Here is a 15,160-nt window from a genome sequence, read left to right as displayed (position 1 = left end):
ATCATTATTTAAAAAATAAAAATAACTCTAAACCAATTGAATGGACTAGAGTTATTTTTATTATGAGTAGTTAAACAAGAAAACCACAAAAAATGAGTTCATCAGCCGTTGTTGTCAGTCATACATCTGATCGTGCAATTACCAGCATCATCACAGATGATATCGCAGTTCGTTTCTCCCGCTTCAGTACCAAAGCAAGCGAGTGTGCAAATAGGTCCGATACAAACTAATTGGCAGTTGTCTGGAATGTCTCTTATAGGGATTATTTGTAACCTAGGCAGTGAACCGAGTTGAAAATTTGGAGTGGAACACTCGCACTTTTTGTCTTTTTTTTTCTTCTTTGACATATACCATCCACCTCCTTCATAACAAGATATTCATGAAGGTGGACAAGTGTTAATCAAGTTAATAATGAAAATGGGTATCCCACTGGACCCTTATTCCACTTTTTTTAGACTAGCCACGATTTTCACTGCCTCCTTAATCGGTCCCTTATAAAAAAGGCTATACACAAATCCATCACTGGTCTCCCAGACAACATTCACGAATGCAGCGCGTCTGGTACCCCGAATGAAGATTTCCCCCTCTTCCATGTCCATATTTTTAAGCCAACTTACTTTTTTCATATTTTTGAACAGCTCATCCGCCTGCTCATACGGTTCTTCTCCATGATCGCCATCAAATAGAAGCGTCCATTTCCCCTTCTTCGCATGGATCATCGATCTTACTTTCGGTTCAATCCATAAATCGAATCCATTTTTCTTTTTATAAAAAACAAAATGTTTGGGGCGAACGACAGATGTGACCGTTCCGACGTTTCCAAACAGATCCCCCATTTTACTCGATTCACGGGGATTAAATAAGGCCGGATCGTTCGGTGGAAACGGCTTATCCATAGACAAAAAGTCAATCCTGTACTCATTATCGTAGGCCTGATAATTGCAAGTCATATAATTCTTTGACTTTTTCGTTTGGTCACTCCAATAGGTGGGCAGCAAAACCGGAACCTTTGTATTTTGTGTCAGCACCTTTACGGCCGGTCGTAAAAAGGGAACAACTTCCGGTGGCTTCGCCATTGCAGTGAGAAACACAAGACTAATCAGGGACACCAATGCTAGCTTTTTCAAAAAAAATCCCTCTTCCATCGCATTTTTTTATTAATATTCGCAAGTTGTTTATGGTTATATTCCAATAAATGTATTAGAATTAAATGGAAAATCCTATCGTTCCCTTCTTAAGAATTTCGTAAGATTTGAGTAATAAAAAAGAAAATTTTTCTGTCTAAAATAAGAAACAGATAAAGTAGCTATGGGGGTTGGATTGAATGGAGATTAGTTCATTTGCAGAGATTTCGTTTTACTTGTGGGTATTGTCTGAGATTGCTATTTTAGTAAAAACCAAAGTGCAGCGAAAAAATGTGGCGTCAGAAAACAAGGATAAGGGTTCAGTTTGGGCGATTACGATCGGTATATTTACCTGTATCCTCGTCAATCAAATTTGTAATTCTATGAAAATCGGGTACGTCAATTCCACCATTTCGGATTTGGGTTCCATTTTAATCATCGTCGGTGTAGTTATACGACTTTGGGCAGTAGTAACTTTAGGTAGACATTTCTCGTTGGTCGTCTCAGTTGAATCCGAGCAAAAAATTATCCAAAACGGCCCATACCGATTGGTCCGACATCCTTCTTATACAGGTGGATTGCTGACGTTTATTGGTATTGGTCTTGCTTTTAATACGTGGGTTGGGTCCGTAATTATGCTTGCCTTCTTCATCGTTGTATTCGGTTATCGTATGCGCATTGAAGAAAAAGCCTTGAAAGCAAGTTTTCCAGAAGAATATCCACGGTATATTCAAAAAACGTCGAAATTAATTCCGTTTGTTTGGTAACATTCAAAAAGGGACGGTTCATGAACCGTCCCTTGGTGTTTAATAAAGTGAAAAAGTCCGAGGTATGTCATGATAAAAGGAAATTCTTATATTCTTATTTTCTCCGTTCTTATTTTTTTAATCATACTTTTTGTTTCAACTACACCACTAATCATTAAAGCGATACTTGCTATTGCAACGATTGGGTTTTTGTTCCCTTTTTTCAGAACGATCATGCTTAAACATAAATTCAGAAAGCTTAAGGTGGCTTTCTATTCCTCCTTAGTTTTTACGATTGGATTGTTTTTTGTTTCTATCCTTATGGAAGATTCCTTTCATTTTACTGGAGGAGAATTTCTTTTCATTTTTATCGTGCTTTTTTATAGTTTAATAGGAAATTTCGTTTATGGCCTACCTGTCTCGGCATTGGCTGAATGGATTTCAATGAAGTTTTCCACCTTTCGTTTCTGGTTATCGGGTTTGATACATATTGGATTTGGGCTGGCTACATACTTTATTGCCCCAGGTTTCTCTGTACCTGCAATTATTTGCTCAATCCTCTTTTTTGCTTTTGATGAAATCACTAGAAAAAGAATTAAGGCCTTGTAAAAAATACAGGGACCGCCTGAGGGTTCTGAGCTGTTCACTCCGACCACGAGAACCGTCCCTCTGGTTTTTCCCTCTGGTTTTTCCGCAGGATTGGCAATACTTGTACGTTTTATGTTCGGAATTTGGTTGTTATAATGGTTGTTAAGAAGTATTTAGGGGGGTACCACAATGAACACATTTAATAAGTTAAGGCCTATTATCTCAGACCAACTAGGTGTCAAAATGGAGAATATTACACCGGACGCGTCATTTAAAGATGACTTAGAAGCGGATTCGCTTGATATGGTGAACTTGACGATGGAAATTGAAGATGAATTTGCAATCGAAATTAGTGATAAAATTGCAGCAAAGCTTCAAACAGTCGGCGATGTTGTAAAATTTATTGAAAACCGCTAACAAATAAGGAAGGCGGATCGCCCCACGCAGCAGAAGGCATCCGCTCTATCTTCCTATTATAATGCTATTATCCTTTTAAGGAACTTCCATTTCGTTTGTTTTGAAATGACCGTTAGCCCTTTGAAGAAGGCAAAACCTATTAAAGCGCCACTCACGTTTAAAATGACATCATCGATATCAAACTGACCTATTTGTAAAAAGAATTGTCCTATTTCAATAACACAGGTCATACCTACTACACTTATTAGAAGTTTGGCAAATGAATGATATTTTTTAAAAAGGATAGGCAGTAATATGCCTAAAGGAACAAAAATCATTATATTCCCCACTGTATTATGTAAAATGATATCTACATTATAGTGTTCCCGTTCGATAATATAACGAGAGATGGTCTTGAATGGGATGAGATTCGCATTCAGTTTCCAAACCTCCAAGTTGAAAAAGCTATGGGTGCTTTCCGGGTACCAAAAGTAACGGTTAAATGAACCATGATCAATGATCCTGCCGATGATTCTTTGAAATAGTAGATTCCAAAGTACGATAAATGAATAGAGATAGAATGCGATTTTTACGCCAACACTGTAAATCTTATAGCCTGGAAACATAGAGGATTGCAATCCCTCCGTTAAAGTATTCTTATCTCCAAAACTAGCTAGCGCTTGTTGAACCGCCTCACTCTCAGAAAGCCCTTGTTCTATGTACTCGTCCTTTAACAATTCTAGATGTTGAATCATTTCCTCCGCTATTTCCGCTTTTTCATTTTTATCGCATTGAAGTTCCTTTACTATCTGGTTAACGTAGTTCTTAATGTTTTGATCCAAGCCATTCCCTCCGAACATTTCTTAATTAAGTTGTGTACCTTATTCCATTCAGCCAGTTTTCTCTCTAACTCCTTCTTGCCATCCTCCGTGATGCGGTAGTACTTTCTCCTTGACCCGACCTCTGGACTTTCCCAGTAAGACTCGATCCAATCCTTGTTTTCTAGTCGTTTTAAAGCCGGATATAGGGTGCCCTCACTCATGTTGTATAGCTCGTTGCTATTTTCTTTTAGCGTCTTAACCATCTCATATCCATACATATCCCTTTTGCTTACGATGGAAAGAAGCAATATATCAATGCTTCCTTTCATAATTTCCTTATCCAAAAAATTCACCTCGCTTTTTCTTGTTTTTTACATCGTATCACGATGCACCTCGTTACACAAGGTTAATGGGTAAAAATATCCAATATCCATTAACATAATAGTAGTTTCCGTAATTGTATCTTTTTTTACAAAAATTGCATTGGGTTACTCTCCAACTACTGAAATACACCCACTTCTCCACTAAAAACCAGGCGTTTAGCCTGGCTCAGCTATCTTCCTTTAAAAATATGTCTTGATCTCCGCTTGAAGCGCCTTTAAAATTACCTTTTTTTATAAATTCCTTTCTTTCTCGTCACTTTTGATGATTTACTCGTCAAAATTTATGATTACTCGTCTACTTTTCATTTTACTCGTCAACCTTCACACTTTACTCGTCACTATTCACGTTTTACTCGCCAACCACATAACTACACCCACTTCTCCACTAAAAAACCAGGCGTTTAGCCTGGCTCAGGTATCTTCCTTTAAAAATATGTCTTGATCTCCGCTTGAAGCGCCTTTAAAATTACCTTTTTTTATAAATTCCTTTCTTTCTCGTCACTTTTGATGATTTACTCGTCAAAATTTATGATTACTCGTCTACTTTTCATTTTACTCGTCAACCTTCACACTTTACTCGTCACTATTCACGTTTTACTCGCCAACCACATAACTACACCCACTTCTCCACTAAAAAACCAGGCGTTTAGCCTGGCTCAGGTATCTTCCTTTAAAAATATGTCTTGATCTCCGCTTGAAGCGCCTTTAAAATTACCTTTTTTTATAAATTCCTTTCTTTCTCGTCACTTTTGATGATTTACTCGTCAAAATTTATGATTACTCGTCTACTTTTCATTTTACTCGTCAACCTTCACACTTTACTCGTCACTATTCACGTTTTACTCGCCAACCACATAACTACACCCACTTCTCCACTAAAAAACCAGGCGTTTAGCCTGGCTCAGGTATCTTCCTTAAAATTGTGTTATTCGTCTTTTAAAATGCAATCTCCTGATTCAAATACCATTTAAGAAACACATCTTTCTCAATTACATTCAAAAATTTTCACCATAATACACTCCTCCAACATATACGAGCTTAAATCTAGCATTCTTTTATGTAGTATTCGAAAAGAATTTTTCACCTCCTGCCACAAGAACCGTCCCTCTGGTACTTTTTTTTTATGTTAAGAAAAAGTTAAGGCTTGCCAGGCATAATCAATCTTGTAAGCGAGGAAACAACAAAAATTAATAGATACATTTCAGTTGAGGAGGAATTTAACAATGAAGAAAAAATGGTTGTTCTGGGTTCCGGTTGGAGCCGCTGCGATCTGGGCAGGTTCGCATCTACTTCCAGGTTTAGGACATTTTGGCGGTCATGACATGGTGCAGGGCGGATCCGGACAAGGCCACGGCATAATGCAAGGCGGAGCTGGACAAGCCATCGCACGAGGTGGGCAAGGTCGTGGCATGATGCAAGGCAGCCCCAAACAAGGCATGATGCAAGGCGGTCGTGGTCATGGAATGATGGGACATGGTGGTAACCATGCTTTCGGCTTTGACTTCGGTTGGTCAAGAACCCTTGTTGGTATAGGGATCGCACTCTTTGGTGTCGCCCTTCGCAAACAGGCCAAAGATAAAGTTTGGAAAAAGTGGGCTGGTTACGGATTAATCGGTGTTGGCCTTGTAGCCGCTTTTAAGGCAGCTCTTCCGGTTCTAGCCATTGGTGCAGGAGCTTACTGGTTGTTCAAGAAAGCAGGTTCCACTAAACAAAAGGATTTCAGCACTGTCGCCTTCGCTGCACCAGTAGTAAACAACAATTCACAAATTTTAGATGCATGGGAAAAAAACATTTCTAAGGAGGAAAAGTAAAATGGGTATTTTTAAAAGAGTAAAGACAATCGTTATGGCAGACTTACATGAATTATTGGATAAGGTGGAAGATCCGATCAGCCTATTGAATCAATATATGCGTGAATTGGACGAGCAGGAGGACAAGGCAAAGCAAACATTGGGTCAGCTGTTGTACTTAGAAAAGCGTCAAGAATTGCTTGTAAATGAGACTTCGGTTGTTGTTGCCAAGCGAAAACGCCAAGCGGAGCTTGCCGTCGAAAAAGGTGACGATACCATCGCAAGGATTGCTCTTCAGGAAAAATTGCAACAGGAAACGAAGCTAAAGCTCTATGAAGACCAGCTTACGGCAATGAAACAACAGACTTTTTCCCTTCGTGAACAAATTGATGTATTGCTTGAAAAATACAACGAACTATCAAACAAACGTCTTGTGCTGATTTCACGTGCACATGCTGCCAAGGCACAACAGCAGTTGCAATCGGCGATCGCTTCCTTTAGTACGGACAATGCGTTGAAAGGGTTCACCCGTGCGGAAGATTACGTCCAGCAATTAGAGGCACAGGCTCTAGCTGCCTCCTACTTTATACCGTCTGCTCCTACTGTAAATCTGGAAATCCAAGAAGCTGTAGAGCGTGAATTGGTATCGCTTAAGGAAAGCAAGTAAATAGAATGAAAGACGTGAAAAAGAAGAGGAAAGGCTGGATTTAGCTGCTAAAGGATTGGAATCATGAATACAGAAAGACTGCCAAATCAAATGACAGTCTTTTTTTTTTAGAAAAATTATTCCCCAACCGTCTTCAAATCCTCTAATCCAACCATGTTAATGGTGTAAGGTTGTTTGTATTCTTTCGCTATTTGTGCGGATACTTCCTTACGGATTTGGTCTATGAGCCTCTGATCCTTTTTCTCAAGGGAGGTTTCGATCGTAATGACGAGTTCACCCTTAGTAGAGTAAGTGAAAGAATTGACTTTGTACGCCTCTTTCTTAGACACTAACCCTACGAAAATCGTATGAAGAGTTTTTTCTAGTTTAGTGTCCGGGTCTACATTGCTCAAGTCCACACTTCGAATATCGATTGGAAAATCTTTTTCATAATATTTTTTTGTTAGATAGTTTCGAATAATAGTTCGAACTTCATCCACTCGTTTCTCCGACTCCGGAAGAATTACCAAAACTTTTCTCATACTTGCAATATGTCCAACGAAATCGACATTATATCCTTTAACCTGGAGGATACTTTGAATTTCATTTGCTTGCTCAATGTCTATTCTATTGATTCGTCTCATAGAGGCATAAAAATCAGCTTTAAACGGTAGAACGTCTATCGATTTAGCATAATATCCCTTCTGATCGAGAAACTTTTTCGTTAGATTTTCAACTTCCAATTTCCTTTGTTCATTATAATCTTTACTTTTTAGAAAGACGTAGACTTTTTCCGGATCGTCTCCCTCCATCAATCCTTGACCCACACGCATCCCTGTAACCTCGTATCCGCGTTTCAACCCTTCTTCCCGAACAAGATTCAAAACGGAATCTGCACCATCTTTATCAAGGTCTTTCATAAATACTTCATTTAAGAACGGAATTTTCGATGCAATCTGTGCCATTGCCGGAGAGACAAAGGTAGAACCGAAGAACAATCCGCACACCGCCACAAGTCCTGCTAATGAACCGATGAGTTTTTTCCTTTTGCTCATGCCCTGGACTTTTATCGGCGTTACCATCTCTTCCCCTTTTGCTTGCTCGATTCCTTTAAACATACGTCCCATAACCTCATCTGGAATTTGAATTTTTTCTAACTCCCTCTGAATCTTATTCATGAAAGTTCCTCCTTCGGATAGTCCAAGCGGATTTTTTCTAAGGTTCGATAAATTTTCGACTTGACCGTACTGACTGGTGAATCAACAATCTCCGAAATTTCCTGGAAGGTATATTCCTGATAATACTTGAGATAAATTAACCTTTTTTCGTCTTCATCTAAGGCATGCAGTAGCTCGTTTAGTAATAAATCTGAGTATTTGTCTTCCGTCTGCTGTGTTCCTAGTTCTCTAGTAAAAGGCAGCTCGACAACTTTTTGTTTCTTCCTTAAAAAGTCAATAGATGCATTGATGGTGATTTTCAAGATCCATGTCTTAAAGTAACCCAATTCCTTTAAACTGTTTCTGTTTTTAAATGCGCGGTAGGCCACCTCCTGGACAATATCCAGTGAGTCCGCTTGATTCTTCATATACATATAGGCCATCCGATAAATAGAATCTTTATGTGTTTCAAATAAGCTAATAAAAAACTTCTCATTTAGAATTCCATCATTGGCAGAAAAGGTCATTTCCTCACCCCTTTTTTCTCTTTACACTATTAGACCGAAACAAAGTTCATTTTGGACGAAGAAATTTAAAAATTTTTTTTGGGTATCCAGGGGTATCCAGGGGGACGGTTCTGGTGGTTTTTCCCTGATTATTTGTCCCCACGATTTTAGTGTGTAGTGGACGATAAATTGGTGGAACTGGACGATATGAGGTCGAAAGTGGACGATAAATTTCAAAAAGTGGATGATATCTTCTTCAAACCGGTCGATAAGAGGATTCGGTAGTGTAGTCCTAAAGATTCTGTTGGCTTTTTACCTATCAAGGAGGTCTTAAGTACCACGAGATCCATCCCTGTGTGTCCTCTACGTCAAATAAAAGCATAAAAAAAACGCTAAATTTAGCGTTTTCTAATTTTTACGCGCCTTAGAGGATTCGAACCTCTGACCGTACGCTTAGAAGGCGAACTAATACTCCCGCTCTTTTTCCTCTTGTTTATCACTTTTGCATACGTTCAAGTATAACGGTCACCTTACGAACTTAGACCGTTATCGTCTTTCTTCATATTATATATGATATTAGTTAAATTAAATAGTCGAAATTTTAACTTTTATTATATAAACATGCCCCACCCTTAATCGGCTTTACTATATATAAATACCCTTCCTACCGAAATTTTCTACGAGAGTTTTTTTCAAGGTATAGGTGCATAAAATTTTTTTATCCTTTATGAATTTCCTGTAATTCTTTTATTTCTCTAAAAATACGAGGAAAACCGCATAAATAGGGTACTTGCATACATTTCTAGTACATGTAATACTCACTTTAAACTTAATAAAAAGGAGAGTGTTATACATGAATTTGAATTATCGTTTTTTTTCAATGGGTACTTTAGTCGATGTATCAAGTAAGAGATTAAAAGAAATTTTTGAAAAAGATTTATCTACACTTTCACGAGTGCAGAAAGCAAACCTTTCTAATGAGTTAGGAGAAATGTATAACTCATTAAGCACGTTCAAGTCAGTTAATCCCGAAATTCAGCAATTAGCGACTATGTGTATGGAACAAAAGGTTAAAATTGCTGATAGTGACGTAGTAGTAGACCAAAGCAATAGAACAAAGAGAGTAGCAGTTCAGCAAGGGAATTTTAGCAGTTATCATTTTCCTTGGATGAATAAGGGGGAATAAGGATGAGAAAGAAACAAAAGACTATTACCCCGCAACAAATTGAAGTAACAAGGGTTTCAATAGCAGTTCCGACAAAACTTAAACAGGCTTTTAGAAAATCCACTTTCCTAAATGATACTAGCATGAATGACGCTATTGTTAAATTCATTGAGGATTATGTGAAAGAAAACCCTGTTCCCGAAATTAGACACAGGGGGTTAAGAAAACCCACAACAAGAAAAAAGGCGGGTGCAGTAAATGAGTAAAGAAATCAAGACCAAAAAGAAAGTAAAACGAAAGTTTTCTAAAATGGTCAGATTGCATGTTACAGTTCCGTTAGAAATGAAAAAGGATTTAAAAGAAGCGGTTGATTACTGGAGTAGTTCCATGAGTAAAGAGTTCCGCTCCTATGCTTCAAAGTTCATAGCAGAAACGGAAAAGACAAAAGCACTAAAACGAGGGGAAAAATTAGTTCGGAAAAGCCTTATAAAACAAAGAATGTCCGAACTAAAAGAGAACCAAAGCAATTAGAGGGGAAATTCTTTACTTGGTAAAACCTCTAATAACGAGACAGTTTTATTTTTCAGTCGCTAAATTACCTAATTACCTCAACGATCTATAAGCCTCGAATGTAGGTAAAACCCCTCTAAAGTAGGTTGCACTTGTATAAAGGCATGGTTTTTATTAGGTACGGTAAAAGGTACGGTTATTTCCACTAGGTTAATATCTTCAAGTGTTCCGCTCCACTACACTATTAAAACACTTTGAGCGGTTATTTTATCCCTAAATAGTATATATCGCAGTTATAAGGCAGTATTTTAAAGTCGTCCTAGGGTATCAATTAGAAAAGGACGGTATAAAACATCATGGAAGAAATATTGAAGAAAAAAAAGGTTTTTAATCAAAGGTTTATAGAGCCTGTAACCAATCTTTATTATCAGTTAGAAACCTTTAATAGTGGTTACTTTGTTGTAATACCTCAAGCTATAACAAGGTGTTACTTCTTTGACACTAATAACACTTTTTCGGTTTTTGTTGCTCTAATTAGTTGGTTTGATGAAAACGGTCAAAGGGATGTTTCCCGCTCCATTTTAGCAGAACATTCGAGGGTAACAGTTAGAACATTGGATAAGGCACTAAAAGAACTAGTTTCAAAGGGATTTATCAGCAAAAAAGGGAATGCCCATAACAACGAAAAAGACGCTAACACCTATACACTTTCAGACTTAACCAAAAATCCCTATATCATCCTAAGTGAAGCTATTTACACCACCAAATATGGAATAAGAGACGCAAGATTAAGGGATAGTATAGAAAACTTTGTCTATCCGTTACAAAAGGAAAAATCCCCTTTGCTAAAGAGGATTGAAGTAACAGCGGAAAACGATATTACAACTGCTTATATTATAGCGTGTGAAGCAGTAGCAAGACATTTAAGAGACGAATTGGGAATCAATATAGAAACCCCAATAAAAAGAGAAATCCCGCTTATATAAAAGCAGGAATAGAAAAATTGCAAACCCTATGCTATGAGGTTATCTATTTTAGGATAACCTCTTTTTCATGTTCTAGGAAGTTGTGCATTTTTTGCACTACCCCTATTGCAGAATTTGCACCACTCCCTAGAGCAAAATTTGCCCATAAGCAATAAATAATAAAGCTAATAATAATTAAGCTATAATTAATATTCTCGTTCACTTTCAGCGAACGAGTTATTCTAAAAAATATTTCTCTATTCTTTCCACTCCTTATTTTAGTGAAGTGGATTTTTCTTTTAGTTGCTCCTTTTTAGTGTGCATAAATAGACATCTATATCCCTTATTTATTCTTTCCCTTTTAGTAACTTAAAATAATAAGTTATTAGGAGAGTTTCAAAAACGAGTGTTTTTGATACACAATGATAGAGTTTTTGAAATATCCACTATTCAGCAAATAAACAGTTTCAAAAGTCGTATCGAAAACAACGTCTCATAATTTACTTTAAAATACGTTTTTGATACAATTTAATTAAGATACAGAATAGCGGAAAGGAAACGATACATAATGAAAATTGGATATGCACGAGTTAGCACTAATGACCAATCTTTAGACCTTCAAATTGACGCACTTAATCAAGCGGGGTGTGAAAAGATTTATCAAGAGAAAATAAGCGGGATGAAAGACGATAGACCTCAGCTAAACGAACTAATTCAATTCGCCCGAAAGGGAGACATTTTAGTTGTTTATAAATTAGACCGTCTAGGACGCTCCACAAAGCGCATAATTGAGTTGTCAGAGCAATTAGATCAGCGTGGAATAGAATTAGTCTCTATACGTGATAATATCGACACTACAACCGCAGTAGGGAAAGCCATGTTCCGTATGTTAGCAGTTCTTGCGGAAATGGAGCGGGATTTAATTGTTGAACGCACAAAGGCGGGATTAGAAAGCGCACGAGCAAGAGGACGAAAAGGCGGGAGACCTAAAGCAGATAATAAGAAAGTTGAAAAAGCCATTAAACTATATGAAAGCCAACAATACACCGTAAAAGAAATAGAGGAAATGACAGGAGTATCAAAAGCTACACTGTATAGATCAATAAAAATTATTAAGCAAAAATAAAAGAAGCCAATTAGGCTTCTTTTTACTCTTGAGGAGATATTCTAATACCTAATAACCCACCATCTTCTGAGTTATCAGTCAAGCGTAGTCTAATATAGTGTTCAAACTCTTCATTAAAATTAATCTTATCGGAATTAAGAAGACAGATATATTGAAATCCCCTTTTTTCAGATTCTTCTTTAGCCAATTTTAGAGCAGATAACACTTGTCTTTCATCAACAGGATCAAAAATGCTACTGTCATGTACTAAAATTCCAGGAGTCTTTTCCTTTTCGCTCCAAAGTTGAGATATCATTAAATCATAGCAAAAGACTTTCATATGTTCTATTCCTTCGCTACCTGCCTTATTTATATGAACATCAAATTTGAAACCAGAATTTGTAATGTCTATTAACAATTCTCCAGGTTCCGAATATAAGAATTGTGAATTTGAATTAAAAAGTTGGATCGCTTTGGTTCTTTGGTCCAGTCTTTCAAAATAATCACTTCTAGCATCTTGCTGCAGAACTTCTTTTTCAATTTTTAATGAACTTCTACCTTTTTCAAATCTCTTTAGGCTTTCAATAGCATTATCAATTTCTTTTATTTTTGATACTTCAGAGAGATATTGTTGTTGTAAATTAGTATGCTCTTCTAGAGCACCAAAATCACTTAAGATTTGTAAATATTCAGCCCTTTTATCTGAATTACTTTTAATCTTTTGATCCCTTTCATGAATATTCCTCTTTAGCCTTGCTATTTCAGCCTGCAAAAATTCTCTACGATTTTCAACTACTTTGTCATGAAAATCCTGAACTTGCTCGAGTTCTCTTTTTACTAGATCAGGAAATTTAACTTTTGCTTCCTCAAAAATACTAATAATCATATTTTTCTTTGTTGGTTCTTCCTCTTCACGATTTTTTTCGTAAAAAGAAATTAATTTTTTATCTGATATATTATTATTTGTATCCGTGTGTAGTTGCTGAGTGAGCTCATTTGCCTTATTTTCAATATCTTTATATTGGGGATGGACTTTAAAATTATCTAATTGCTTTTTAAATTCACTAGCTTGAAATTCCATTCTTACTTTTTGTGCCTCTAATTCACCAATAGAACCACCCATAACACCTTTTACTAACCCGGTATTTGTCGCCTGTTTTAATTGATCTAATGTTTTCTCTTGATCCTTTATTAATTGCCATTTACTTGCATATTCCCAATTCAACCCTAGCAAAAAAGAATTACTTACTTGTATATTCCATTCCCTTTGTTGCGGAAAATGAGAAAATGGACTTAAGAAAGCCCCCTTTTTTCTCCTTATGAAATAAGAAATTAAACCTCTAAAACTAGGGCTATATTTCTGCTTTTGTTCTTCTTCTGATAAATCGAACATGAGATAACCAAGTAAAGATGTCCACTCATTCACAGGAAGGAATTTACTCCCATCTTTATCAGCTTTAAGGGTAATGTTTAATTTATCAATTTCACCAGATAAATAAATATTTTTAGGATCTGCTACTTTTCTACTTACCGTAATTTCAAATTCGTTAATTGTTAAATCTAAGTAAAAAATCCAATCTTTTAAAGCAGCTACCCTTAAACTTTCACCATTGCGTATATCTGATCCTAAGCAAAAATGAATAATTTCTATAAGAGTAGACTTGCCCGCTCCATTCCTAGAATCCTTCTCCGAAGACTCTTCAGTTTTGTCCGCTAAAATAATGTTAAAACCATCTTTTAGTTCAATCTTTTTAAAAGATTCTTTATTTGCATAAATTGCCTTTATCATTCTTTACACCTCTTAATTAAGCCATCCTCCAAAGTAATTACGCCTAATAAAAATAAAAAATCCAGAGCGGATACAAAATTATTGAAAGTCTTCACAATCCCTTTATTTCTTGCTTTATCCCATAAAAAACTAACCGTTGTTGGTTTATCTAAAATCGTAATTATTAATGAACTCATTCCAATAATTGAATCATTTGGTTTAACAAATTTATTAGGCAATATCACTTTCTAATACCTCCCATAAGCGACCCAAATATGGAATGAATACATCCTTTGAATTAGGTTCCTCTATTTCAAACACATTATATATGTCTTTAATGTGTTTTGTATTAGTAAACTGTTTACTGTCCTCTATTTCTAAAAGCTCAATATAATTATCTGATAAGTTTATTAATCCTAACATATAGAGTAAGTCCAAGGACAATGTAAAATTATCATAAGTAATTTTTGGATTTTCTTTATTAAAAACTTTCCATAAAGTATTAATACTTTTAGGCTTATCTAATGACAATAAAACAGCAGAACTAATACCTAGTAATGAATTACCTAATGAAATAAATTTATTAGGTAAAATCATTTTTCAAACACCTCGCACATACTAAACAGATATGTTAATACCGCTATACCAGCCGCATGTCTTTTTAAATCCACACCCGTAGGTGAAGCAAAATTAATCATTGCCAAAAATAGGTCGTCCCCTAATAATTCTTCTTCATCTTTTAACCTTTTATATTCTTCTTTGAAACCACCAGATAATTTTGCGGGGAAACTCGGAATAAGTTGAGTTATACGTTCTATATATTCTTTTACTGCAGGAAACTGAACCATTCCCATTAGCAAATATTGATGAGTTATATTATCCTTGAGTTGATTTCGTTGCATTTTATCTTGAGGGGGAATAATTTCGTAATCACTGGAATTAGTTGACTTAGTACTATTATTAACAATCGCCTCAGTTACCTGTTCTAACTCAGTAAAAGTTACTTGTGTCATTGCTTCTCTTAACTGCTTATCTACTTTATCTTCTAAATCCCTTTTCCATTTTCGGATTTGCTCAACTGTGTATGTATTGCTTTGTGCATCAATTAAATCATGATGAGTTCCACATAATAAAATCCAATTGGGATAACTATCTCTTTCCTTTTCGGTTAAATTTGGATTTGGTCTTGGTCCTTCATTACTATGAGCTTCAATGTGAGCAATCAAGGCTAACACAGCCGCTTCATCAAATTCAGTTTCTTTAGCAACACATCTAGTAGGACAGCCTGGAAATGCACACATTCCAGCCGAAAGCATGAATAATAATTTTATATCTTTTTGGGGATACTTTCTAGCCATTTTTTACACTCCGAAATATATTTTGATTTATATAAATTATTACCTAGTTTTAATCAAATGTCGACAGTTATATAATTATCGATAAAGTAAAATATGGTATGGCTATACACCATACCATTAAATGTACGTTTT

The 15,160-nt window shown here is 36.1% G+C and carries 19 protein-coding genes and 1 tRNA gene; 10 read left to right on the top strand and 10 right to left on the bottom strand.

Annotation, left to right across the window (positions count from 1 at the left end; translation table 11 throughout):
• Nucleotides 1-437: 437 nt before the first annotated feature.
• Entirely contained in the window at nucleotides 438-1,127 is a 690-nt protein-coding gene (locus RCG25_RS01865) for a hypothetical protein (RefSeq protein ID WP_308081975.1), read from the bottom strand.
• Nucleotides 1,128-1,324: 197 nt separating this feature from the next.
• On the opposite strand from RCG25_RS01865, the gene RCG25_RS01860 reads away from it, so the two are divergent.
• The 3 genes from RCG25_RS01860 to acpP all read left to right on the top strand — a co-directional run bounded on the left by RCG25_RS01860 (nucleotide 1,325) and on the right by acpP (nucleotide 2,875).
• Nucleotides 1,325-1,891: a methyltransferase family protein gene (locus RCG25_RS01860; RefSeq protein ID WP_308081974.1), complete on the top strand. Its 567-nt coding sequence runs from the start codon at nucleotides 1,325-1,327 to the stop codon at nucleotides 1,889-1,891.
• 69 nt (nucleotides 1,892-1,960) lie between these two features.
• Nucleotides 1,961-2,479 carry a hypothetical protein gene (locus tag RCG25_RS01855; protein ID WP_308081973.1) on the top strand — a complete coding sequence of 173 codons (519 nt, stop codon included), beginning with the start codon at nucleotides 1,961-1,963 and terminating at the stop codon, nucleotides 2,477-2,479.
• A 168-nt stretch (nucleotides 2,480-2,647) separates the two neighbouring features.
• Complete coding sequence (gene acpP, locus RCG25_RS01850; RefSeq protein WP_308081972.1) at nucleotides 2,648-2,875, top strand: acyl carrier protein; 228 nt, start codon at nucleotides 2,648-2,650, stop codon at nucleotides 2,873-2,875.
• A gap of 56 nt (nucleotides 2,876-2,931) precedes the next feature.
• Here the strand turns inward: acpP and RCG25_RS01845 are convergent, their stop codons facing one another.
• Together RCG25_RS01845 and RCG25_RS01840 are read right to left on the bottom strand one after the other, a co-directional pair.
• Nucleotides 2,932-3,696, bottom strand: coding sequence for a VanZ family protein (locus RCG25_RS01845; protein WP_308081971.1), 765 nt, complete (start codon nucleotides 3,694-3,696; stop codon nucleotides 2,932-2,934).
• A complete protein-coding gene (locus RCG25_RS01840) occupies nucleotides 3,660-4,019 on the bottom strand; it encodes a PadR family transcriptional regulator (protein WP_308081970.1) in 360 nt (119 codons plus the stop codon). Before RCG25_RS01840 ends, RCG25_RS01845 begins: the two co-directional genes overlap by 37 nt.
• A gap of 1,262 nt (nucleotides 4,020-5,281) precedes the next feature.
• On the opposite strand from RCG25_RS01840, the gene RCG25_RS01835 reads away from it, so the two are divergent.
• Together RCG25_RS01835 and RCG25_RS01830 are read left to right on the top strand one after the other, a co-directional pair.
• Nucleotides 5,282-5,869 (top strand): hypothetical protein, encoded by a 588-nt coding sequence (locus RCG25_RS01835; RefSeq protein WP_308081968.1) that lies wholly within the window; start codon nucleotides 5,282-5,284, stop codon nucleotides 5,867-5,869.
• 1 nt (nucleotide 5,870) lies between these two features.
• Complete coding sequence (locus tag RCG25_RS01830) at nucleotides 5,871-6,515, top strand: PspA/IM30 family protein (protein ID WP_308081966.1); 645 nt, start codon at nucleotides 5,871-5,873, stop codon at nucleotides 6,513-6,515.
• Between the two features lie 116 nt (nucleotides 6,516-6,631).
• On the opposite strand, the gene RCG25_RS01825 is transcribed toward RCG25_RS01830, so the two are convergent.
• The 3 genes from RCG25_RS01825 to RCG25_RS01815 form a co-directional block, all read right to left on the bottom strand.
• Nucleotides 6,632-7,672, bottom strand: coding sequence for a DUF4179 domain-containing protein (locus RCG25_RS01825; protein ID WP_308081965.1), 1,041 nt, complete (start codon nucleotides 7,670-7,672; stop codon nucleotides 6,632-6,634).
• The gene (locus RCG25_RS01820; protein WP_308081963.1) at nucleotides 7,669-8,178 is read right to left on the bottom strand and encodes a sigma-70 family RNA polymerase sigma factor; all 510 of its coding nucleotides are present in this window, start codon (nucleotides 8,176-8,178) and stop codon (nucleotides 7,669-7,671) included. Before RCG25_RS01820 ends, RCG25_RS01825 begins: the two co-directional genes overlap by 4 nt.
• 397 nt (nucleotides 8,179-8,575) lie before the next feature.
• A tRNA-Ser gene (locus tag RCG25_RS01815) sits at nucleotides 8,576-8,635 on the bottom strand.
• Between the two features lie 375 nt (nucleotides 8,636-9,010).
• Here RCG25_RS01815 and RCG25_RS01810 point away from each other — a divergent pair.
• The 5 genes from RCG25_RS01810 to RCG25_RS01790 all read left to right on the top strand — a co-directional run bounded on the left by RCG25_RS01810 (nucleotide 9,011) and on the right by RCG25_RS01790 (nucleotide 11,923).
• A complete protein-coding gene (locus tag RCG25_RS01810) occupies nucleotides 9,011-9,343 on the top strand; it encodes a hypothetical protein (protein ID WP_308081962.1) in 333 nt (110 codons plus the stop codon).
• A gap of 2 nt (nucleotides 9,344-9,345) precedes the next feature.
• Entirely contained in the window at nucleotides 9,346-9,588 is a 243-nt protein-coding gene (locus RCG25_RS01805) for a hypothetical protein (protein WP_308081961.1), read from the top strand.
• The gene (locus RCG25_RS01800) at nucleotides 9,581-9,853 is read left to right on the top strand and encodes a hypothetical protein (RefSeq protein WP_308081960.1); all 273 of its coding nucleotides are present in this window, start codon (nucleotides 9,581-9,583) and stop codon (nucleotides 9,851-9,853) included. The genes RCG25_RS01805 and RCG25_RS01800 overlap by 8 nt, the downstream gene beginning before the upstream one ends.
• A gap of 335 nt (nucleotides 9,854-10,188) precedes the next feature.
• Nucleotides 10,189-10,818 carry a hypothetical protein gene (locus tag RCG25_RS01795; protein ID WP_308081959.1) on the top strand — a complete coding sequence of 210 codons (630 nt, stop codon included), beginning with the start codon at nucleotides 10,189-10,191 and terminating at the stop codon, nucleotides 10,816-10,818.
• Nucleotides 10,819-11,365: 547 nt separating this feature from the next.
• A complete protein-coding gene (locus RCG25_RS01790; protein ID WP_308081957.1) occupies nucleotides 11,366-11,923 on the top strand; it encodes a recombinase family protein in 558 nt (185 codons plus the stop codon).
• Nucleotides 11,924-11,945: 22 nt separating this feature from the next.
• On the opposite strand, the gene RCG25_RS01785 is transcribed toward RCG25_RS01790, so the two are convergent.
• From RCG25_RS01785 to RCG25_RS01770, 4 genes are read right to left on the bottom strand one after another with little or no spacing between them, the layout of a single operon-like run.
• Nucleotides 11,946-13,691 carry a DUF2326 domain-containing protein gene (locus RCG25_RS01785; protein ID WP_308081956.1) on the bottom strand — a complete coding sequence of 582 codons (1,746 nt, stop codon included), beginning with the start codon at nucleotides 13,689-13,691 and terminating at the stop codon, nucleotides 11,946-11,948.
• Nucleotides 13,688-13,915: an ABC-three component system middle component 6 gene (locus RCG25_RS01780; protein WP_308081955.1), complete on the bottom strand. Its 228-nt coding sequence runs from the start codon at nucleotides 13,913-13,915 to the stop codon at nucleotides 13,688-13,690. Before RCG25_RS01780 ends, RCG25_RS01785 begins: the two co-directional genes overlap by 4 nt.
• On the bottom strand, nucleotides 13,902-14,267 hold the full coding sequence (locus RCG25_RS01775; protein ID WP_308081954.1) for an ABC-three component system middle component 6: 366 nt from the start codon (nucleotides 14,265-14,267) through the stop codon (nucleotides 13,902-13,904). Before RCG25_RS01775 ends, RCG25_RS01780 begins: the two co-directional genes overlap by 14 nt.
• Complete coding sequence (locus tag RCG25_RS01770; RefSeq protein ID WP_308081953.1) at nucleotides 14,264-15,028, bottom strand: hypothetical protein; 765 nt, start codon at nucleotides 15,026-15,028, stop codon at nucleotides 14,264-14,266. Before RCG25_RS01770 ends, RCG25_RS01775 begins: the two co-directional genes overlap by 4 nt.
• Nucleotides 15,029-15,160 lie beyond the last annotated feature (132 nt).

Source organism: Neobacillus sp. PS2-9 (assembly GCF_030915525.1).
Lineage (GTDB): Bacteria > Bacillota > Bacilli > Bacillales > Cytobacillaceae > Neobacillus.
The sequence above is the reverse complement of the archived record's forward strand: the minus strand, read 5'-3'. Positions and strand labels throughout refer to the sequence as shown.

Bases quoted from the DNA above. Each gene is read 5' to 3' on its own strand.
- RCG25_RS01810 (WP_308081962.1), top strand. From the start codon at position 9,011: ATGAATTTGAATTATCGTTTTTTTTCAATGGGTACTTTAGTCGATGTA.
- RCG25_RS01785 (WP_308081956.1), bottom strand. From the start codon at position 13,691: ATGATAAAGGCAATTTATGCAAATAAAGAATCTTTTAAAAAGATTGAA.
- RCG25_RS01825 (WP_308081965.1), bottom strand. From the start codon at position 7,672: ATGAATAAGATTCAGAGGGAGTTAGAAAAAATTCAAATTCCAGATGAG.
- RCG25_RS01790 (WP_308081957.1), top strand. From the start codon at position 11,366: ATGAAAATTGGATATGCACGAGTTAGCACTAATGACCAATCTTTAGAC.
- RCG25_RS01795 (WP_308081959.1), top strand. From the start codon at position 10,189: ATGGAAGAAATATTGAAGAAAAAAAAGGTTTTTAATCAAAGGTTTATA.
- acpP (WP_308081972.1), top strand. From the start codon at position 2,648: ATGAACACATTTAATAAGTTAAGGCCTATTATCTCAGACCAACTAGGT.
- RCG25_RS01805 (WP_308081961.1), top strand. From the start codon at position 9,346: ATGAGAAAGAAACAAAAGACTATTACCCCGCAACAAATTGAAGTAACA.
- RCG25_RS01775 (WP_308081954.1), bottom strand. From the start codon at position 14,267: ATGATTTTACCTAATAAATTTATTTCATTAGGTAATTCATTACTAGGT.
- RCG25_RS01770 (WP_308081953.1), bottom strand. From the start codon at position 15,028: ATGGCTAGAAAGTATCCCCAAAAAGATATAAAATTATTATTCATGCTT.
- RCG25_RS01855 (WP_308081973.1), top strand. From the start codon at position 1,961: ATGATAAAAGGAAATTCTTATATTCTTATTTTCTCCGTTCTTATTTTT.
- RCG25_RS01830 (WP_308081966.1), top strand. From the start codon at position 5,871: ATGGGTATTTTTAAAAGAGTAAAGACAATCGTTATGGCAGACTTACAT.
- RCG25_RS01835 (WP_308081968.1), top strand. From the start codon at position 5,282: ATGAAGAAAAAATGGTTGTTCTGGGTTCCGGTTGGAGCCGCTGCGATC.
- RCG25_RS01800 (WP_308081960.1), top strand. From the start codon at position 9,581: ATGAGTAAAGAAATCAAGACCAAAAAGAAAGTAAAACGAAAGTTTTCT.
- RCG25_RS01860 (WP_308081974.1), top strand. From the start codon at position 1,325: ATGGAGATTAGTTCATTTGCAGAGATTTCGTTTTACTTGTGGGTATTG.
- RCG25_RS01820 (WP_308081963.1), bottom strand. From the start codon at position 8,178: ATGACCTTTTCTGCCAATGATGGAATTCTAAATGAGAAGTTTTTTATT.